General features: G+C 43.0%; 16 protein-coding genes and 2 pseudogenes. 13 read left to right on the top strand and 5 right to left on the bottom strand.

From position 1 onward, the window contains the following. Window positions 1–432 precede the first annotated feature (432 nt). The 4 genes from OSC7112_RS08045 to OSC7112_RS35465 all read left to right on the top strand — a co-directional run bounded on the left by OSC7112_RS08045 (window position 433) and on the right by OSC7112_RS35465 (window position 2,663). Window positions 433–972 carry a hypothetical protein gene (locus tag OSC7112_RS08045; RefSeq protein WP_015175443.1) on the top strand — a complete coding sequence of 180 codons (540 nt, stop codon included), beginning with the start codon at window positions 433–435 and terminating at the stop codon, window positions 970–972. Window positions 973–1,009: 37 nt separating this feature from the next. Then, window positions 1,010–1,228 (top strand): hypothetical protein, encoded by a 219-nt coding sequence (locus tag OSC7112_RS08040; protein WP_015175442.1) that lies wholly within the window; start codon window positions 1,010–1,012, stop codon window positions 1,226–1,228. A 387-nt stretch (window positions 1,229–1,615) separates the two neighbouring features. After that, window positions 1,616–2,383, top strand: a complete 768-nt coding sequence (locus OSC7112_RS08035) for a class I SAM-dependent methyltransferase (RefSeq protein ID WP_015175441.1) — start codon at window positions 1,616–1,618, stop codon at window positions 2,381–2,383. Window positions 2,384–2,444: 61 nt separating this feature from the next. Beyond that, window positions 2,445–2,663: a hypothetical protein gene (locus tag OSC7112_RS35465; protein WP_223300788.1), complete on the top strand. Its 219-nt coding sequence runs from the start codon at window positions 2,445–2,447 to the stop codon at window positions 2,661–2,663. Between the two features lie 406 nt (window positions 2,664–3,069). Here the strand turns inward: OSC7112_RS35465 and OSC7112_RS35460 are convergent, their stop codons facing one another. Together OSC7112_RS35460 and OSC7112_RS08025 are read right to left on the bottom strand one after the other, a co-directional pair. Next, complete coding sequence (locus OSC7112_RS35460) at window positions 3,070–3,345, bottom strand: tyrosine-type recombinase/integrase (protein WP_071883975.1); 276 nt, start codon at window positions 3,343–3,345, stop codon at window positions 3,070–3,072. 101 nt (window positions 3,346–3,446) lie between these two features. Then, window positions 3,447–4,295 (bottom strand): arylamine N-acetyltransferase family protein, encoded by an 849-nt coding sequence (locus OSC7112_RS08025; RefSeq protein ID WP_015175440.1) that lies wholly within the window; start codon window positions 4,293–4,295, stop codon window positions 3,447–3,449. A gap of 271 nt (window positions 4,296–4,566) precedes the next feature. Here OSC7112_RS08025 and OSC7112_RS35455 point away from each other — a divergent pair, with 271 nt between their 5' ends. From OSC7112_RS35455 to OSC7112_RS40810, 6 genes and pseudogenes are all read left to right on the top strand, one after another. After that, on the top strand, window positions 4,567–4,827 hold the full coding sequence (locus OSC7112_RS35455) for a hypothetical protein (RefSeq protein ID WP_015175438.1): 261 nt from the start codon (window positions 4,567–4,569) through the stop codon (window positions 4,825–4,827). Between the two features lie 104 nt (window positions 4,828–4,931). Continuing rightward, complete coding sequence (locus tag OSC7112_RS35450; protein ID WP_071883974.1) at window positions 4,932–5,360, top strand: tyrosine-type recombinase/integrase; 429 nt, start codon at window positions 4,932–4,934, stop codon at window positions 5,358–5,360. A gap of 382 nt (window positions 5,361–5,742) precedes the next feature. Continuing rightward, window positions 5,743–5,919: a helix-turn-helix domain-containing protein gene (locus OSC7112_RS42320; RefSeq protein ID WP_223300787.1), complete on the top strand. Its 177-nt coding sequence runs from the start codon at window positions 5,743–5,745 to the stop codon at window positions 5,917–5,919. A 327-nt stretch (window positions 5,920–6,246) separates the two neighbouring features. After that, window positions 6,247–6,926, top strand: a pseudogene (locus OSC7112_RS08010) (transposase); the annotation flags it as partial. A gap of 144 nt (window positions 6,927–7,070) precedes the next feature. Then, window positions 7,071–7,637 carry a hypothetical protein gene (locus OSC7112_RS40815; RefSeq protein WP_223300786.1) on the top strand — a complete coding sequence of 189 codons (567 nt, stop codon included), beginning with the start codon at window positions 7,071–7,073 and terminating at the stop codon, window positions 7,635–7,637. Between the two features lie 96 nt (window positions 7,638–7,733). Continuing rightward, window positions 7,734–8,120, top strand: coding sequence for a hypothetical protein (locus tag OSC7112_RS40810; RefSeq protein ID WP_223300785.1), 387 nt, complete (start codon window positions 7,734–7,736; stop codon window positions 8,118–8,120). Between the two features lie 294 nt (window positions 8,121–8,414). Here the strand turns inward: OSC7112_RS40810 and OSC7112_RS08000 are convergent. Next, window positions 8,415–9,479: pseudogene (locus tag OSC7112_RS08000) on the bottom strand (IS5 family transposase); the annotation flags it as partial. A gap of 555 nt (window positions 9,480–10,034) precedes the next feature. On the opposite strand from OSC7112_RS08000, the gene OSC7112_RS07995 reads away from it, so the two are divergent. Genes OSC7112_RS07995 through OSC7112_RS34380 form a run of 3 tightly spaced genes read left to right on the top strand, consistent with a single transcriptional unit; the run spans window position 10,035 to window position 17,657 of the window. After that, the gene (locus tag OSC7112_RS07995; RefSeq protein ID WP_015175437.1) at window positions 10,035–12,755 is read left to right on the top strand and encodes a two-partner secretion domain-containing protein; all 2,721 of its coding nucleotides are present in this window, start codon (window positions 10,035–10,037) and stop codon (window positions 12,753–12,755) included. After that, window positions 12,745–14,688: a ShlB/FhaC/HecB family hemolysin secretion/activation protein gene (locus OSC7112_RS07990; protein WP_015175436.1), complete on the top strand. Its 1,944-nt coding sequence runs from the start codon at window positions 12,745–12,747 to the stop codon at window positions 14,686–14,688. Before OSC7112_RS07995 ends, OSC7112_RS07990 begins: the two co-directional genes overlap by 11 nt. 53 nt (window positions 14,689–14,741) lie before the next feature. Beyond that, a complete protein-coding gene (locus tag OSC7112_RS34380) occupies window positions 14,742–17,657 on the top strand; it encodes a CHAT domain-containing protein (protein ID WP_051041492.1) in 2,916 nt (971 codons plus the stop codon). Between the two features lie 82 nt (window positions 17,658–17,739). Here the strand turns inward: OSC7112_RS34380 and OSC7112_RS07980 are convergent, their stop codons facing one another. Together OSC7112_RS07980 and OSC7112_RS07975 are read right to left on the bottom strand one after the other, a co-directional pair. Beyond that, complete coding sequence (locus OSC7112_RS07980; protein ID WP_015175434.1) at window positions 17,740–18,486, bottom strand: DUF928 domain-containing protein; 747 nt, start codon at window positions 18,484–18,486, stop codon at window positions 17,740–17,742. Window positions 18,487–18,520: 34 nt separating this feature from the next. Further along, on the bottom strand, window positions 18,521–20,884 hold the full coding sequence (locus OSC7112_RS07975; RefSeq protein ID WP_015175433.1) for a CHASE2 domain-containing protein: 2,364 nt from the start codon (window positions 20,882–20,884) through the stop codon (window positions 18,521–18,523). Between the last annotated feature and the right edge of the window lie 7 nt (window positions 20,885–20,891).

Genomic DNA, 20,891 nt, shown 5'->3' with positions numbered 1-20,891 from the left:
CAGCGGTAAGCTTAATTTTAGCAAGATTGAATAAAAAATCAAGTTCGCTTAACTGTTCTATACCGGGCAAATCATTTCTCGATCCCAGGATCTCGTCCGAACCTGAGAACGCTCAGCTCCCCCCGTGAAAGAACGTCTCCCCTTGGAGCCTCCATCCATCCCGCCGAGCTCGCGAAATACCCAGAATAGATGCAGTAACGCAGCAGGTAAAATAATGATGGCTGCAAACAGAAAATATTGGGCTGTCGCTGGCTGGCTGGGTAAGTTTTGCCGATATCAGCTTCTAGTTGCAGCAATTTCTGACCGACTGGCGAGCTGGCTGGAGGAATCTTGCCCCTCCCGTAGCTTGCAGCACGAGCGATCTACCGATTCAACCGCAGCGCGAACGTGCCTGGAAAAATCTAGTGGCGAGATACAATTTTTAGAGGCAATATGGCGAAAAACAAGCCAATTTATGAATTAATAGGGCTGGCATTGGATGCGATTTATCAAGAAAATCTTTGTCCGCAAGCGAGTAGCGGCAGAGATTTTCCAACCGAAACCGTACAGGTTTCATACGACCCAAGCCTTCCCGATCTGTGCTTTATCTCAATTGAAACTTTTTTAACGCACGATTACGATGTAGTAATTACAAAAAGCGGTAGCGTTCAAGTAATTTCAGATCGACCTAAAGGGGGAAATATGGCGAAAAACAAGCCAATTTATGAATTAATAGGGCTGGCACTGAATGAAATTTACAGGCAGGGCCTCTGCCCGCAAGTGGCGAGCGGTAGAGAAATTCCCATCGAAACTGTAAGGGTTGCATACGATCCGGATCTGCCCGATTTGTGTGTTCTCACAATCGAAACTTTTTTAACCCACGACTTCGAGGTACTAATTGATAAAGACGGCAGCGATGTGGCGGCGATTTACGATCGACCCAAAGCGCGCATCCGATTTGGCAGTAAAGAGAGCAATTCGGGTGAAAAATAGTTTGGCAAAAAATCATAAGGGAAAATAGGTTTATTCAATGAAACCAAGTGCAAAATTCCAGAAAGGGCAAAGAGTTAGCATTTACAACTCGCGAGGGTCGCGACCTATTTATGAAGTAGATGAGGTTGTTTGGTCTGGGTCAACTTGGACGTATACTTTTTTAGAATGCGATACTCAAAATCCCGTGTTTGTTACTTTTAGCAGCGGCGGTCATTCTCGGTACCGGCAAGAAGAACGCTGGCTGTCTTCGGTTTAAACATTCAAAAGCGAGGAAAACTGCCACTTCCCGCGTTCCTCCACACCAAACGCCAGGGTTCGCTGCCATCACAATTGGGCTTTGACCAAGATTATTTGTAACGCCCCAGGGTTTTCCTTGCTATGCAGGACTACCTTATTGGTTTTTCATTCCTAAGCGTAAATATTTGAAGCATTCATAATTTCTGACTTATACTCGCAGAGTGATAAAAGAGGGGTAAAATGGTCAGCTTGCTTGTCAAGTTCAGAGAAGTTATTTGCGGTCTTACATATTAATAATTGTTGAGTGACCGGAATAGGATATCATGGGAGTAGACAAACAGCTACAATTTAGATTCAGCTAAAGATATTTACACCTCTGAGCTTCTATCCTTGATGGGGTTTTAATATGACTCAAAAACAATGGTACGAATCCCTATTCGAGAATTACGGACAGAAATATGATTCTGAGATTTTTACACAAGGGACAATTGGTGAGTGTGATTTCATAGAACAAGAACTAGAATTTAATAAGTCCTTAAAAATATTGGACGTGGGCTGCGGTACAGGAAGACATACAATTGAACTGACAAAGCGGGGATATTCTGTTACTGGAATTGATTTATCCCCATCCCAGATAAAAAGGGCAAGGGATAAAGCAAAAACTGAAAAATTGATGATTGATTTTCAGCAGCAGGATGCCAGAAATTTGACATTTAATCATGAATTTGATGTAGTGATAATGCTTTGCGAAGGAGGATTTTCGCTCATGGAAACTGATGAAATGAACTTTGAAATCTTGAAAAATGTCACCCGCTCGTTGAAGACGAATGCTAAACTTATATTCACAACTTTAAATGGATTGTTCCCATTATATCATTCGGTTGAGCAATTCTATGAATCAAAAACAGAAGCCGGAAATTCTACCTGCAAAAGCAATAGTTTTGACTTGATGACATTCCGAGAGCACAACATAACGGAATTTGAAGATGACCTGGGAAACAAGAAATCTCTTGCCTGTAATGAAAGGTGTTATGTGCCGAGCGAAATTACCTGGTTACTTAAAACTCTCGGTTACAGCAGGATAGATATTTATGGTGCCAAACTGGGTGCATTTTCTAGGAATGACAAATTAACAACTGAAGATTTTGAGATGCTTGTTATTGCTGAAAAATAATTTTTTGACATCGGGGTGAAGCGAGCAGTCGAACAGAAACTTACGCTAAGGATTAGCCGTTTTGAATATTGCGATTGCCTCTTATAAACCTGCACCAACTCAACAAAGACCTGCACTAGCTCAACAAACTAATTGTGACCCAAGTTATCCCGACGTGTGCATCCCACCTGCACCACCTGATTTAAATTGTGGCGGCATTTCTCACCGTCGCTTCCGAGTATTACCGCCAGACCCTCACAAATTCGATCGCGACAAAGATGGTACAGGTTGCGAAAGGTAAAGGAAACCTGCCATTTCGAGTACAGTGGGGATAGGCGAAAAACTGTTAGATATTGATGGATCTGTAGCAGTTCCAAGCCCTGAAACAGCTTTTGCGAATATACTGATGAATTGGAGGTAATTATGCCCCTCGTAAGCCCCCCAATTTTGGAATTCAAAGCGAGAAAGGCTATAGAACCCATTTGATATCTTTTTAGCGATCGAGTAAAATCAGCAAGATAGAGAGTAATTTAACCCTCTTTTGTCACTTTAGGCAAAAAATAATCAGGAACGCTTAGAGCATAAGACTTTTACCAAAAATCCTGATGGGGGCCATTCTGGAATGAAAATAAACGCTCAAATGCTCGCTATATCTACAGTTAAAAATTTGGCTCTTATTTTTGTTTTCCCAGAGTGACAGAAGAGGGTTACAGACCGCTGGAATCATTTGGTTTGGCGTGTAAATATTTAGAAGTCGTGGCAACTGACGCATGACCCAAAGTTTGACTCAGCAAGTGGATGGGCGCTCCCCTGTTGAGCGCATGGCTCGCATGGCAGTGACGCAGCCAGTGAGCGCTAGTTTTCTCAGAAATTCCCGCGCGTTTAGCAGCTTCCTTGACCAAGTGCGTCACCGAAACCCTGTGCAAGCGGCTACCGTTGGTAGCTTTCCGACTCCTAAAAATCGGCGAGCGAATTCCCAGCACTTCCTCTGCTGTTCAAAAGTGCTAGATACAGAGACGAAGGAAGTAGAACCGCGCGAGTCTTGTCGCCCTTGCCATAAATCGAGAGTTGCCCGCTTTCACCGTTAGGTCATCGCACGCGACCGCTCAATCAATTGCTGTAACATCCGATCGATCTCGGCGATCGCTCCCAGGTTGAGACAAAAAACACTCTCAAGGGTAGCGCGGAACTCTGCAACCGTTGAAAGGACACGATGTTCTGTTCGACCATCCAAATAATGCACCGTAAGCTGATTATTCCACAAGGCATAACGACAATTTGAATCTGGTTTTGCCACCATCAAATTAGTAACAAAAATCGAGTTGGGATGAGTTGAAACGTACCAATTACTCACCTCATAATCTGGTAATTCTTGTTCCTGAAGATCGAATCTGTAAAGGGATTTCCACTCATGCTTGATATATGCTTGCATAATGTAGCTGCGATCCGCTGCGCTCAATCGAAATGGTTCGTGGGAGGTAGGTTGTTCAATATCCGGTGTCAAAGCAAGCGGCGCGGTAAGCGTTAATCCTCCGAATCCCGCATCTGCAATGTATGGCTCTCCATCAATATTGACCCCCAGCACCATATGACTGCGAGGTGCGATCGTCCCGGACGGCAAATTCCACAGCACGCGAGCTGCTAGATTCGTTACCTGAAAGCCAAGAGCAAGCAAAACAGCCCGCAACAGTGAGTTTTGCTCAAAACAATAGCCGCCCCGTCCCTGGTTGATGAGTTTTTGTTGCAAGGATGCTAAATCCAGCTTCACAGGTTGTTTCAGGAGCGAATTGAGGTTTTCAAAGGCGATCGTTTCGGAATGTCGCTGATGAATTGCCTGTAACGTTGTCAGCCTAGGCGAGCAGTCACCGCTATAGCCAATTCGTTGAAAATAGGCATCAAGGTCGATCTCAGTCAGTCGTTGTTGTAATTGCATATTTTATTATCAGAGTCAATGCTGAGTTTCTTCATGGGGAATAATTAATTATTATGTATCCAACGTTCCTTCATGTTTAGCATCGGAGAAATCTATGATTTCGATCGCTCCTTCACGTCGAATCATCCACTTCCCCTGCCGATCGCTCCTTTCATCCCATCAAGTAAATCGGTAATGTCTCTTTGGTCGGGGCCGCGATTATCGCATAGCTGTGCTGACATAACGCATCTCAAGAGCTAATCTCAAAGTTAGTTCTTTACCGCAATTGCTCATGGGTAGCCAATCTACAGCCAAAACTATCTTTCTCCTCGTCTCTATGGCGGGCTGGCTTATCGTTGGTGCATCTTTGATGTATCTTTTTCCGCTCGTCGCAGATTGGTTGATATCCTCCGATCGCACCCATCTATGGATGCAGACCCTCAGCCGTAGCGGTTACAATCCTATGCTGGCTTGGGTAGGAGGAGGCATCACTCTGGTTGTTACCGTGTCGGGGTATATCATCTGGCATCAGAGGTTTGAAGGCAAGATTTAGAGCGACGGTAGCAAGTCGATTTTGGAGCGATCGCGACCGCACCCTCTTCGGAATTTGCCCGTACACCGCCTGCACGGCCGAAGCGTGCAGCTTGAAAGTCATCGATGTTTTCACCCCGGCGGGCGTCGTCCGCTCCTCCACGATTATCCGCTTTCGTCAACACCAAAGGCAAGCTCGTCACCCGCACCATCCCGATCATTCAAGAGTTGAGGCTGCTGTTGGAAACCTACTCGCATCCCAATCACCAGTACCTGTTCCCCAGCCGCCACCTAAACCACCGCAGGAAGCACATGAATCCAGAAGCCGCCTCTCAATTGTTCCAGAAAGCTTGCGAGAAAGTTGGCATCACCGGCGCTTCCACCCACAGCCTGCGGAGAACGGCCCTCACGAGCGATGAGCAACGCGGGGATTCCATTGCGGATCGTTCAAGAAATCAGCGGTCACAGCAACGCCAGAATAATTGTACCGCTACAAAAGAAGTGCCGGCCAGAACAAGTCAGAAGAGCGATCTCTTCACTTTCTATGCTTTCTAATACTGGAAAACGCTCGTTACCGTGTTGGCAGCGGTCTGCTAGTTTAAGCTGATACGCAGCTAGATTGTATAATATAAATATAAGATAAGCGATCGTTAGTTAGAATGTATGCCCGCCAAAAACCATCTATCTCAAAATCAAAAACAGAGACTCATTAAACTCTTAAAAGAGTCTGATGATAATTATGTGAGGGAAAAAGTTCTCATCTTATTGCTAATAAATGACGGAAAAATTTATCGAGAATTCAGTGAATTTATGGAGATTGCTTACACAACGGTAGCTTATTGGTCAGTTCATGGCGACCCAGATAATTTGGATAGTTTTTTAGATAAAAGAAGCCCAGTAAATTTTCGCTTTCGTCACTCCAGAGTATGAAAAAATCTTGATAGATACAATTGATAAATATCCGGCAGAATATGGATATGAATTTGGGAGATGGACGGCAGCCAGACTAGCAACATATTTAGAAAAAGTCACAGGAATTAAATTGAGTGGTTCCCAGATATCCAGGATACTACATAAAAAAAATACGTTTATATTTGGGCTAAATATAGTTTAGAGGACAAATAAAATTCCATTGAAAGAGAAGTATTTAAACAGAAGCTATCTGAGTATTTAAGAATAACAAAAGAAACCCCAGAGCTTTTACAGGTATGGTAAAGGGCGTGAAAGTGGATTCAGTTTACGAGTGATAAGAAGAAAAAGTTGGGGTAAAAAAGGCAGTCGAAAAAAAATCACAGGTCAAAGGAAAAGAGGCAGAGTAAATAGGGCTTGCTGAATAATCGATCGCATATTGCGTGGCCTGGGTTTCGAGCGCGCGATCGAGAGTAAAGTGCAAGATAAACAGGTAAAATAGGTCAAAACCCGTGCATAGCCACCTGCGATCGTGTACAGAAAAGCTGAGCTTGCTCCCGTCGAACCCTTGGATTTTGAACTAGCCAACGGATGTAAATTGTCAGCAGACAACCGTTGGGTAAAAATGACCAAACTCATCCCGTGGTCAGAATTTGAAGCAGAATATGCTGAAAACAGCCCCACATCCCTGGGAGCCCCAGCCAAATCGTTTCGGATGGCATTGGGGGCATTAATCATTAAAGAAAAACTCGGAATCAGCGATCGTCCAAGAGTAGAACAAATCCGTGAAAACCCATATATGCAATACTTTATCGGTCAATCAACCTACAGTAATGAACTACCATTTGACCCTTCACTATTAGTTCACTTTCGTCAAAGAATTAGTCCCCACCTAATTGAAAAAGTGAATGAACGAATGGTCAAGAAAATGATTGAAACCACAGCCATCAAAAAAAAAAGGATTCGGACGCCAAAAATAAGTCACCTAATCAAGGAAAACTGATCGTAGATGCGACCTGCGCTCCCGCCGATATTAGCTATCCAACCGACTTAGGATTATTAAACGGAGCCAGAGTTCACACCGAAAAAATTATAGACATCCTCTATAAACCTCTAAAAAGTCAAATCAAAAATCAACCAAGAACCTACCGGAATCAGGCAAGAAAAGATTACTTATTAATTGCCAAACAAAAACGACCCACTCGCAACAAATAAAGACAGGCCATCAAAAAACCACTCCAATACCTGGGGGGGTGACAACCCGCCTGAAACCCATAATTAGTAAGGATTGAGCCAACTTGTGGTAAAAAAAGATAGGTAGCAGAATTGTTACACGCTTGCCTATCCCAAAAAATAATGATACCAACATTCTACCTCATTCATTTTAAGAAACAACTAAGTTCAGCTCAATTGAAACTGATTGAAATCTTGCTACCCTTGATACAATCAGAAAAACAAGTGAGATTAGAACGGCTCTCCCGGGTATTTCCCTATCCAATTACAACAGAAAGTCGGCGGAGAAAACTACAAAGGTTTCTCGATTTGCCTCACTTAACTATCTCACTAATTTGGTTCCCATTAATTACTTATTGGTTGATGACTTATTGCCGTGTGGGTAGTCGTTTATCAAGATCAATCGACCGCAGTCAATGGGGACGCATTAATCTGTTTATGGTTAGCCCGATCTGGGAGCGAAGAGCAATTCCATTATACTGGTCACTGTTGCCAAAATTGGGCAACAGTAACTTCGAGTCACAAACAACCAATTTACAGCAAGTTTTACCATTATTTTCAGAAGATAAAGTCATCGTTTTAGGAGACCGTGAATTTTGTTCTGTCGATTTGGGAAACTGGCTGAGGGAAAAGGGTGTATCTTTTTGTTTAAGACTAAAAAAAATCATTGCATCGAAACGGAACATTTAGTGTGGCAACGGTTAGATGAATTAGGAATAGTACCAGGAACCTCTTTATATTTTCAAGGTAAAAGAGTGAGAAAAACTCAGCCTGCTACTGGATTTGATGTTGCAAGTAGCGTGGAAAAGAAACTACGGGGCATGGAAGGTTGATGAAGCGTGGTTTATACTCACAGATTTAGGATCGTTGCCGGCAGCTATAGATGCTTACCAGCAACGGATGGGTATTGAAGAAATGTTCCGAGACTGTAAAACGGGAGGCTACGATCTTGAAGGAACTAGCTTAAAAGGAGACCGACTTATTAAGATGATTTTGCTCATGACGCTCGCCTACAGTTCGGGAATATTTCAAGGCAATGAAATAAGGAAAAAGCAGGTGAAAAAATATGTATCTCGCCGCAAAGAACCTAAAAAAAGATATCGAAGACGGAGTACATTTGGTGTAGGTTTAGATGGAGAAAAGTGGGTGAATTATCAAGGGACAATATTCTGACGAGGTAGAACAGTAAACGCAAGTTAACTCCTTCTAAACGCCGCTTTTACCAACAAGCTATGCGGGCTGCAACCCTTATACAGTCTATCTCGTAGACCTCTTTGTCACCCCCCCAGGTGTTTTTATGCCGTTATGGGAAAACAATAGCTGTTTCTGGATTTAACACGATCGGCGCTTATGCTTCGGTGAGATTGAGGTAGGAAAACTTATCTTTAACTCGGCTTGAATATATCAATCGCTCCCGATCTTGGTTTACGATCGATTATTCAGCAAGCCCTACATATTTATTACTACCGTAAATTCTTTGAAGGCTTCTATTTGGGCGATTAAGTCTCCTGATTCATTGAAGTTATCCCAACTAATTCGATCTAAAAATACATACCCTTCAAAGCTGCTCGCTGACAATTTGGCCCCAAATTCTGTGTGTTTTCCTGCTTTTCCTCTCACTATGGGACGAATGTGGGGTTGGGTTATGCTGACGATCCTATCTTCTATCTTATTGGTTTTGTTTTGGTACATCCATGCTTGTTGGCGGTAAACTTCGTGACAAACTAGCAGTATGTTATATTTCTGCTTTTTCAACTTGCCTAATTGCGCTCCTAACTCAATTAATTTCTCGATATGAGGTAGATTTCTGTTGAGATATTGCAGTTGCTTGTTGATTGCTGCTCTTTTTTGGCTGTGTTTCGGTCGGCGTTGCTTGGCAAGTGCTAGATAGTCTTTTCGAGCTGTTTTGCGGTAGGTTCTCGGTTTCTTCTGGCAGATATGTTTAATCGATTTGTAGAGGATATCTAATATTTTTTCTGTTTGCATTCTTGCTCTATCGAGAATGCTGATGTCTGTGGGATAGGCGATATCTGCACTCGCACAAGTTGCATCTAATAGTAGTTTTCCCTGATTTTCACTTTCACTTGGTTCTCCTGGTTTTTTTTTGCTTGTTTCTGGTTGAGGTGTTGTGGCTTCTCGGAGCTTTTGCACCATTTTTTTGTTCACTTTGTTAACTAAATTGATGCTAATTATTTGTCGAAAATGAACCAATAGGGAGGCATCTAATGGGATGAGAGCGCTATAGGATGATAGGCCGATAAAGTATTGTAGATAAGGGTTTTCTCTAATTTGTTCTACCGTTTCGCGGTCGCTAGTTCCTAATTTTTCTTTGATGATTAATGCCTCCAATGCCATCCGAAACGATTTGGCTGGTGCTCCAATGGAGACGGCAAAATTTTGTGCATATTCTGCCTCAAATTCTGACCACGGTATCAGTTGAGCCATGATTACCCAACGGTTGTCTGAGGGTAATTTTCCTCCATGAGGGAATTCAAAGCTTTCTGGTGGGGTGCCGTCTGGGCTTATTTTTATTTACACAACATTTAAGGGTCGTGCAAGGGTTTTGAGCTATTTTACCTGTATTTGTTGCACTTACCACCTGTGCGATCGCGATCGAAACCCTCAGACGGTCAACCTTTCAGCACTTATTCAGCAAGCCCTAGGTAAAATTGATTTTTCATGATTTACTTATTTTGTAACGACCAACAGAACTTTCTAGCATTTTATCCTGTTTCTAGTAAGACAAGAGTGCAAATAAGTCAGGAGTTGGGATTCAATCAACTCTCAGCAAAATTTTCTATTGTATCATAAAACTATTTTGCAATAGATGTTTTGATCTTCTGCTGTTCTTCTGGGGTCATGCGAACTTGGATTATGGTAATTTATCTGCTTTCTATTATGCCATCACCTTAGCCAGACAATTGTCTGAGTATTTATACTGACTGCTCTCATTGGGATACTCCCAACTGATTTGGGTTAAATGACTTGACTAAAAAAAGCTTCCCACATAATATTGTTCAAAACCATTGTCTTCCCAAATTATCTCAATCCTTTCATTAAGAACTCCCTTTTACATCCTCTTACCCCGTGAGCAATAAAACAAAAGCAAAAGTATTCTATATTCTATTTTATATTTGTGGCTTTCCCACTTTGGTAAGTGCCCAAATTGCCCCCGATCGCACTCTACCGCTCAACTCCACCGTCACCAGAGACGGAAACACCTTAAGGATTCAAGGCGGCACAGCAGCGGGCCCCAACCTATTCCATAGCTTTCGGGAATTTTCCGTCCCCACCGGCGGTACGGCATTTTTTAACAACGTTGATACCATTCAAAATATCTTTACTCGCGTCACAGGTGGGTCAATTTCTAACATTGATGGCATCCTCAAAGCGAATTGCTGCGCCAACCTATTTCTCATCAACCCCAATGGGATTATTTTTGGCCCGAATGCCAGCCTAAATATCGGCGGCTCGTTTTTAGGCACTACAGCTAATAGCATTAATTTCGCAGGCGGGAGAGAATTTAGTGCGATCGCTCCCAATCAAACTTCCTCTTTGCTCACAATAAACATACCCATTGCCTTGCAATATGACCGAAATTCAGGCAGCATTGTCAATCAATCCAGGGCGATCGATCGCAGTGGTAAAGTTGTGGGACTCCAAGTGTTACCAGGCCAAACTATAGCACTCGCAGGTGGCGATGTGAGGTTGGACGGCGGAAATTTGCAGGTTCCGGGGGGTAGAGTTGAGTTAGGCGGCTTAAGCAGATCGGGAACAGTCAGGCTGAATTGGGATAATAATCAGTTGAGTTTGAGCTTTCCAGAGGGGTTAGCCAGAGGTGATGTATCTCTGACAAACGGTACTCAAGTGAATGTACGTGCTAAAGAAGGCGGGGTTATTGCTGTCAATGCTAGAAACCTAGAGATTTCTCAAGGTTCGACACTTCGAGCGGGGATAGCAGCCGGAGTGGATACCGCTGACAGTAAAGCGGGAGATATCGAGGTTAATGCGACAGGAGAGATTGCCGTTACAGGTACTCAAAGCTTTATTTCTAACGCGGTTTTATCTGACTCCAAAGGTCAAGGAGGCGATATTCGCATCACAGCAGGATCTCTCAGAGTCACTAATGGAGGTCAGATATTTACAGGCATCTTTGGAAAGGGAAACTCAGGCAATGTGAATATAACTGTCAGGGATAAAGCTTCTTTTGAGGGAGAAGGTAGTGATAACGTTTCCAGCGGTGCATATAGCTTGGTTCAACCCAAAGCTGTAGGTCAGGGCGGTGATATCAATCTAAGAGCAGGAACTTTATCTGTCACCGATGGCGCTGTCTTGCAAGCTAGTACCTTGGGACAAGGAAATGCGGGGAGTATTAACATTAACGTCCGGCATACAGCTTCTTTTGATGGAGTAAATGCCGCCGATCTTTTCTCCAGCGGTGCATACAGCCGAGTGGAAGACTCTGAAACAGCCGGTCGGGGAGGAACCATTAACATCACAGCAGGATCACTGTCTGTCACCAATGGCGCTGTTATAACCACAAGCACAGGTGGACAGGGAAATCCTGGTAGCGTAATAATAAATGCCCGCGATACTATTATTTTAAACGGGGCAGGCCCGTTCAGAGAAGACTTAAAAGTTGGACAATCCAGTGGTATTTTCAGCAGCGTTAAAGAAACAGGGGTAGGTGAAGGTGGCAATATTCGGATTAATACCAGGGTGCTTTCAGTAGGAAATGGTGCCGTTGTAATTGCCAACACTTTTGGGCGGGGAAATGGAGGGAGTATTCAGATTAATGCTAATTCGATCTATTTAGCTGGAATGGATGCAGGTGGACAATCGAGTGGAATCTTTACACCTACCGAGGTAGGAGCGATTGGTGAGGCGGGAGAAATTAGCATCAATGCAAATACTTTTAGAGTAACAGACAGAGCAGTTGTCAGTTCCCGCACCTTCAATTCTAGCAATGGGGGAAACTTGACTGTTCAAGCAGGGCAGTTCATTATTCAGGATGGCGCCCAAGTTACTGTCAGTGCTTCAGGCTCAGGATCGGCTGGTAATTTGATAGTAAATGCGGACTCTATTCGCCTAGATCGTGGAGAGATATCAGCGACAACTTCTGCTGGCAATTTTGGCAATATTCGCTTACAAACTCAGGACTTGCAAATGCGTCGAGGTAGTCAAATCACTACTAGCGCTACAGGTTCGGCCACGGGTGGGAATATTAGTATTGATACCGGAGTATTAGCAGCGTTAGAAAATAGCGACATTAGTGCTAATTCCCTAGAAGCTAGAGGCGGGCGCGTTACAATTAATGCTCAAGGTATTTTTGCTACTGAGGCCCGATCGCAACAAACCCTAAACAGCGACATCACCGCTACCTCCCTAGCAGGCCCGCAACTCGACGGTGAGGTGATTCTCAATACTCCCGATATTGACCCCACCCAAGGTGTACTTCAATTACCAAAAACGATCGCCAATCCCGACGCAATCGCCCAAATTTGTCCCGGTCAACGACAGTCAGGAACCGATAGAACCTTTACCAGAATTGGGCGCGGCTTGCCAGCAAATCCGGCGGAAACACTCAGCAACGGCTCAGTTGCAGTCGGTTTAGCCGACGCTGTAGCCCCTGTAGAACAACGAACCAGAACTGCTGCACCCCAACAAGCTCGTCCTACTTCCGCCCCCATCCTATCGGCTCAAGGTTGGGCCGTTAACAGCAAAGGAGAAGTTATTTTTACTGCTAATCCTGCTGCTGTTACTCTCCACAGCCCTTTTAATCCTACCCGTGGTTGCTATGGTCGATAAAGGAAATCAGAAATGCGGCGATCGGCTCCTACAAATAGCTGCGGGAATATTAGCTAGTAGTTCGACGGTTTGGCCGGTGAAAGCACAAACCGTTCTCCTATTCCCAATAGAAGAACTCAACGAGCGCCCAGATTTCATAACACAGATACCTACCGCAACTCAAAATCCTAACCTCTCAGAGCCTTTAGTACCGCAAACCGTCCCTTCCCAGCCAAACCTACCCCAGCCAGCTAATCCATCTCCTAGCTTGCAGGAAAGAAAAACTGAACCGAAGCCGGATAGCAGTCAACTTTACGAATGTCCGCTCCCAGTACGATCGCCAGAGCCGCAATCTCCTCTAACTAAAACACCGGAAGATACCACTAATGAAGTCATTGAGGCAATCTCTGTTACTAATTTTCGCTTCATTGGTAATACAGTTTTTAGTCAACAAACCCTTGAAACGGAAATTACTAACAAATTGCTAACATTAGATAGCAATACTCATCAGTTATCAGAAATAAAAATCACATTTGCTCAATTGCAGCAACTAATTTCCGAAGTAACAAAATTCTATAATGACCGAGGATATATTAACTCTTTTGCCTACATTCCCACCACGAGCGAAGAACCAAATCAAAGGTTGCAAAACCGAGGGGCTGCTGGGGAAGTCACGATCAAAATCGTTGAAGGAGGCTTAGAATCAATTCGGGTCAGGAGGCGGACGGGAAAGCAGCGCCTAAATCTCAATTATGTATGCAGCCGTTTGGCGATCGCCTCCCAGCCTTTACAAGTTTCTCGCCTGCTAGATGCCCTACGATTGCTCGAACTAGATCCTTTAATTAGAAATATTTCTGCTGAGTTGATACCCGGCTCTCAGTCCAACAGAAGTGCCCTTGAAGTTAATTTCGAGGAAGAAAAAACATTTAGTGCTGCATTGCTACTAGACAATCGACGGGCTCCCAGTGTCGGCAGTTTCCGCCACCAGCTACAGCTAACGGAAGCAAACTTATTCGGAAAAGGCGATGGATTGAGTGTGGCTTACACCAATACTGAGGGCAGTAATGCTTTTGATCTAAGCTATACATTGCCATTAAATCCTAACAATGGCACAATTAATTTCTCAGCGGGCGTTACTGCCAATCGCGTCGTAGAGAAACCTTTTGAAAAGGTTGATATAAAAGCAGCAGCACAATATTTAGATATAACTTTGCGCCAACCTTTATTGATACATCCTAGACAAGAGGTAGCTATCGGAGTGACAGTAACTAGGCGGGAAACTGGCACTTCAATTTTAGGGGAAGATTTTCCTCTTTCTGCAGGAGCAGATGCCAAAGGGCGCACGGGAATATCAGCAGTCAGGTTTTTTCAAGATTGGACTGTGCGGAACAATGATGAATTATTGGCTTTGCGCTCTCAATTTAGTTTGGGATTAGGAGCGTTTAATGCTACTGTTAATAGCGAGGCTCCTGATAGCCGATTTTTGGCATGGCGCGGTCAGGGACAATGGATTCGCCGCTTGAGGAGAGACACTTTTGTGTTGGCAAAAACTGATATACAATTGGCGAATAGGACGCTTTTACCTCTAGAACAATTTGGAATTGGAGGTGGGAATAGTGTCAGAGGTTATCGGCAGGATATTCTGTTGGGTGATAATGGAATTTCAGCATCGGCGGAACTTAGGTTTCCGATTTTGGGTAAGTCCGATCGAGGGTTAGGGGTTTTACAAATTACTCCTTTTGTTGATGCTGGTACTGTTTGGAATAGTTCAGGTAGAGATAGCTTAGAGCGTCAATTGTTGCTCTCGGTTGGTACGGGTTTGCGGTGGGAATTGGGTGATAGTATGTCGGCCAATTTTTATTGGGGTATTCCTTTAGTTGATGTGAATTCGAGGGGGACAACATGGCAAGAAAAAGGTTTACATTTTTCCGTTCTATCCAGGTTCTCTTTTTGAAACCAGCACGTCTGAGGTGGGGGCGAAGTCTGAGACTATTTACTATCTTATTTGTGGCAGCATTATTATCATTGTTTGCTGCAAATGTCAAGGCTCAATCGGGATTGAATTTGGAAAAAAGTGGGGTATCACATTCTCTAATTAGTTGGGAAAAAGTGGATGAATTTTCAGTAATTTCTGGAAAATTAGGGATTGGCACTCAGCCGCGATCGCCACAGGAATGGGAGGATTTGGCTAGAACAAGTTATGCTGCTGGGGAGTTTCCAGAGGCTGCGAAGTATTGGCGGCAAGCTGTTGCGGGTTTTGAGGTGGGGGGAGATTGGTTGAATCAGGCGATCGCCCTGGGTAATCTTTCGTTGACATATCAACAGCTTGGGCGTTGGGAAGAGGCCAATAGTGCGATCGCCAAGAGTCGCAGTTTGTTACCAGAGGAGTCTAAGGTAAAATCGTTAGTGGAATTAAAGGCGATCGGGCAAATTCTCGATATTCAATCCAATGGGCAATGGGAACAAGGACAAGCCAATCTTGCTTTGCAAACCGGGCAACAAGCAACGAAAATTTATGTTAAATTAAAGGATAATTTAGGCTGGAAACGTAGCCTAATTGCTCAAGTTAAAACCCTGCAAGCATTAGGTTTATATCAGCAAGCTTGCCAAGCAATCATCCCAGTTGTCGAATCAAACAATCCCGAAAACTTCGCTATCCCCAGTCAGGATTGTCAGCAATTCATTACTGAAAAATTAGCAGCAATCAAAGAAAGTGTCAAAAGGCCATCAAATCCGACTTTGAAAAATATCCAAATTACCGGGGCGCGTTTCCTTGGCGATGTGTTGAGACAGCTTGGCTATTTGAATGAGTCTCAAGAGTTGCTGGAACAAGTAGATCGAGTTGTTACTCAACAAGAATATCTTCAAGAAAAAGCTTTAGTGTTATTAAGTTTAGGTGATACTTATCAAGCTCTGGGAAATAGAAACAAATTTTTGTCTAAATCGAACGAATATAAAAAATACTACCAAAAGGCTATAGATTCCTATCGAAAATCGGTAAATGTCGCTGCCAATAATTCCTTTGTCAAAGTCCAGGCACAACTAAATTTATTAAGTCTTTTAGTTGACAATAAAATCGGATTGGCTATAGATTTAAACGAAAGTCAAGCAGTGCGGTTGCAAATATTGTCTCAATTGAGTCAATTGCCACCAAGCCACAAGATAGTTTATGCAGAAGTTAGTTTGATGAATAGTTTGGTTCGCCTCAAGCAGGAAGAACTAAAAATTGCTAGTAATGTTTCAAATTCGTCTGGCGAAATTTCAGAAAAACTATCAAATTATTGTTTGCAAAATTCTTCGATTGTGGCTGAAAGTTTATCTGGCAATAAATCGTCTGTATCTGAGAGAGAAATTGTCGAATTGGGAGCAAAAGCGATCGAGTTGGCTAGGGATTTGGGGGATTCGAGGGCAAAATCCTATGCTTTGGGCAATTTGGGTAAGGTGTATGAAGGGAATCAGCGGTGGCTGGAGGCTCAACAGTGTACTGAACAAGCTTTGTTGTTGTCGCAGAATGTTCAGTTAAATGCGCCGGATCTTGCCTATCAGTGGCAGTGGCAATTGGGGCGGATTCGTTGGAATGGGGCGAGGGATGTTAAGGGTGCGATCGCGGCTTATACCGCTGCATTTAATACTTTACAATCGGTACGGGATGATTTAGTGCCGATTAGTCGGGATGGGCAGTTTGATTTTCGCGATAAAATAGAGCCTGTTTATCGGGAATTGGTGGATTTGTTGTTGCACGGAGAGAAGCCTATTCAGGAGAAGTTGAAGCAAGCCCGTAATGTCATTGAGGCGCTTCAGGTAGCTGAGTTGGATAACTTGTTTAGGGATGCTTGTATCGTAGTGAACAAGTTAGAAGAGATTGATGCGATCGCAGATAAATACGATCCGACAGCAGCAGTTATCCATGCAATTATTTTACCAAATCGTTTAGCAATTATCTTGAAGTTACCGGGTAAAAAAGACTTGGAGTATCGGGAGATTTACCAGAAACAGACACTCGTAAAAGATACTATCAATCATTTACAAACTCATTTAATTCAACCAGGTAATACTGATGAAGTCTTAGCAGAATCAAAGAAACTTTACAAATGGCTGATACAACCAATAGAATCATTGCTAGAAAGCGATCGAGATGTGAAAACATTAGTATTTATCTTAGACAGACCCTTACAGTCGATCCCAATGGGAGCTCTTTACGATGAGCGCTCAGATCAGTATTTAATGGAAAAAGATTATGCTCTTGCTCTAGTTTCCGGTTTGCAGCTTCTCGATCCTAAATCTTGGAATCAAGTAAAATCAAGCAAGTTAAAAGTGTTGCTAGGAGGTGTGGATCTACCCCAGACACTAGAAGGTCAGCATTTTGAAAAAATCCAAAAATTATTAGAAGAATTGGATGGAATCGCAAAAAATGTAGCAACCAGCAAAAGATTTTTGAATGAAGACTTTACTCTAACAAACCTGCAACAAGAGTTGGCTTTGGCTAATATCCCCATTCTACATATCAAAACACACGGTCAGTTTAGCTCTGACCCAGAAAAAACTTTTCTTGTTGCTTTTGGAACTTTGTTAAAAAGTAACGATTTGGATAAATTGATTAAGAGGGGCAATAAAAAGGATGTTCGAGCGATCGAGTTACTGGTACTCAGTGCTTGCAAAACAGCACAGGGGGATGATAGAGCAGTGTTAGGACTATCGGGCGTAGCTATACGGGCAGGAGCTCGCAGTACCGTTTCAAGTTTGTGGGTAGCAGAAGATGCAGTCAACACAAAAATTATAGTCAGATTTTATGAAGAGTTGCGTCAACCGGGAATGACAAGGGCAAAAGCACTTCATAATGCTCAAAAAGCGTACTTTCAAGCAAAAGAAGACCAAGAACCCCATTTTTGGGCACCTTATATTATCGTTGGTAATTGGCTTTAATCCCATAGGTCTGAATCAGACCATCGAGGAGACAAAACCCTAGGAAAAAGTAAGATAACCCCGTTAACCCAACTTTATTGAGTTATTTTTCCAAGAGTTGCACATTACCAACTAAGGGTTCTTCAGCCAGATCTTTAAATCCACCAGATTCTAATAACTTAATCCATTGAATTTTCAAGGTTTCATCTTTAGGATTTGCAAGTAAACGCTGAGCTAAACGGGCGACTGAATCATACCAAATATCAGGTGTTGCTGTATTGATTTGCTGTTGGCGTTCCGAGGTGAGTGGTACTCGTACGACAAACCCACTCACATACAGGTCAGTTGTAGAGCGCTTATAAGGTTCACAATTGAATTTGAAGTACCAACGGTAATACTCTATGAGTTCAAGAGCGTATTTTGGAGATTTTGGCAGGCTAACACTAATAATTCCTGGTGTTTTTGGCAAAGAGATAGCAGCTTGATAAATTGTATTTTTCCCATCTCTACTTACCAGGGAAAACTCGGCTGAGTTTATATCTTCAGGATGGTAGGGAATATAGAACAAAAAAGTTGGATATTCAGAAGTAGTGAAGATCGGATTTTTAATAGGTACAAGAGCGGTAATTGACTTACTTGTCTTTTTACAGTTTGGATTAGTGGGGTCAAGTCCGGTTCCCGGTCTTGGTTGATTATCTCGTGGCGGTGGCGGTGGCGGTGTTTGAGGAGGTGGTGGGGGGGATTGGCTCAAAAAAATTGCACTGTAGGTTTGTAAAGAGATAGGAGAAATCGTGATAATCGCCAGCGCAATAATGATAGCAAAAGCTAGTTGGAAATATAGCCGAGGCATTAGGATTTCGTTGTTGTGTTTTTGTCTAGGATGCTTATTCCGGCTGTCGATTTTGAGATATTTTATGGATGACTAATCCACTGCCGGTCGCTACTAAAGCTAAGGCTGAGGGAACTAGAGGCATCCATCTGCCCTGGTTAAGCATCTCAAGACAAATATGATATAACAGCACGCTAGCAACACAAGTGACTATTGTCAAGTGCAGCCGGGGGCGAACATATATCACCAACACTCCGCCAGTAAACGCCCATAGCCAAACAAATACTGCATCGCCCCATTGCAGATTACCCCACTGTGGTAGCACCCCTAACAAAGGTCGTTTTGGGTTATCCATCACGGCGCTAAGAATTTGACTTGTCATGTGGGTATGAATCCATACTCCTGGCATTTGGCCATAGGGAGTATCAAAATCATCTCTAGCTACTTCCGCAGTATAGCCGACGATGACTACCCGATCTTTGATGGCATTTTCGCTGACTTTTCCCTCTAAAATATCTGTCAGTGAAACTATTTTTGCGGGTCTAGGATTGGCGCGGTAGTTGAGGAGAATTTGGCTACTCTTGCCATCGAGGCTTTGATAACCTCCTGTGTGTGAGGCTAAGCGATTAAAAGTTACTCCGCCCAATTCCCAATTTTTTGTAGTTTGATTAACTTGTAATGGTTCAATTTTCTGGGATGATAAGAATGAAAATGCTAATAAAAAACTGAAGCTGTAAGGTGTAATACATTTAGAAGATTTAGGCAAATAATTGGGTTCATAGGATAAGACTTGGCGACGAACTGTCTGATGTTTATTGTCTTGAATGTTATTATCAAAAATATCTACAAATCCGACTTGACCGATTAATTGTTTCGGGGAAAACTCAGGAAGCGGAGCATAATCTGCCGCAGACGATTGGTAGGAACAAACGGTATAAAAGTTTTTATTTCTTTTAAAAATTTCGATCCAATCTTTACGGGCTGTGATATCCATATCATCCTTGATTCTAGGTTGATTGCGAGATATATCGAGCCCAAAGGCGGCTGGTTTATATTTTTCTACTTTTTTGACGATTTCTGCTAAAGCGGATTCTTTGATCGGATAGCCACCATACTTATCAACTTCTTGTTGATTGATTTCAACTACTGTGATACGGGGATCGATAGCCTCAGCTTCGCGCTGTCGCATTAAATAATCGTAAGCAGGTAATTCCAGAGGTTCGAGGAATTGTAGCGATCGCACTCCCACGATCGCACCGGTGGCGATCGCACTTGCCATCAACACAGTCTGAAGATTGCGCCAAATAGAAAAGCGTTTGCGCTCTTCCTCATTTCCCCTCAACAACTCAATCCAAGTTAGAGCCCCAACACCCGGAGACTCATAAATCATCGGCAACCAGCTAGCACCAGGATAGTTAACCTCAAATCGATCCAGTTTTTTCCGCGCTTTCCCAACTGATTTATCCAAAGACTTATTTTCTATAGCAAATGCGTCCAACAAATACTCCAAAAATTTTTGAGCTACTTCATCAGGGACTCGCTCTCGCATGGCGATAACTGCTGGAATTTGTAGAGAAGCGAGTTCCTGCACTAATCCCATGCCGTCACAAGAATTGAAAATCGCTAATTTTAAACCATGTTGAATAGCATTTTCTAAACCATACTTTAAGTTTTTAATTGTTATGCTTTCGGCTTCACTGAGGGCAAGTTTACCCTCGGTGTAATCAGCATTGCTCGAACTATGACCAGCAAAGAATAAAATATCCCAATGCTGTCGCCATAACTCATCATTGAGCTCGCTGTTGGAAGTAGCTATCAGAGGTTTAATGTAGGCAGATATTTGGTGAAGCTTTTCGGTCAAAAGCTTCAAATCTGCCTTAATATTGATCCCTGTATCTTCTCCCATGACAACCAGAATTCTGACCTGGTTTTGATTTTTCTTGCCTTGGTATTTATGGGGTTCTTTATGGTTGACTTTGCTCAGAATTGGCTCGATTTCAGCATCATGTAAAACATCCCACAAATGCCAAGGGAATTCCCAAAGAGCGATATCATCTGTTTGAATGATTAATCTGACATTTTCTCCCTCAGCGCTCAAGACTTGTAAGAGCTTATCCCGGACAGGCTGAAATCTTTTATCTCCTGAATTCAACCAAGTATTCATACTTGTTTCCACAGACTTAGCTGAATCTTTAACGGAAATTTTGGTAATTTGCCCCTTTTTGCTCTGTTCTAATTTGCGGTAAGAACCACAACCTGCTTTTTCGCGAGCTAAGCGTAAATTTTCAGATGCTTTCAGCACATCTGTAGCTGGTGGCAACGACCCAGAAATAGAATAGGATATACTATCAACTTGAAGACTGACAGAATAAGGCTGTTTGCTCTCTGTTTTGATATCTAAGACGATTGACTTGCTCATAGGTTTT

It is taken from the genome of Oscillatoria nigro-viridis PCC 7112, assembly GCF_000317475.1.
In the GTDB taxonomy this organism is placed as follows: Bacteria; Cyanobacteriota; Cyanobacteriia; order Cyanobacteriales; family Microcoleaceae; genus Microcoleus; species Microcoleus nigroviridis.
Note: the sequence above shows the minus strand (reverse complement) of the source record. Positions and strands in the feature narration are given on the sequence as shown.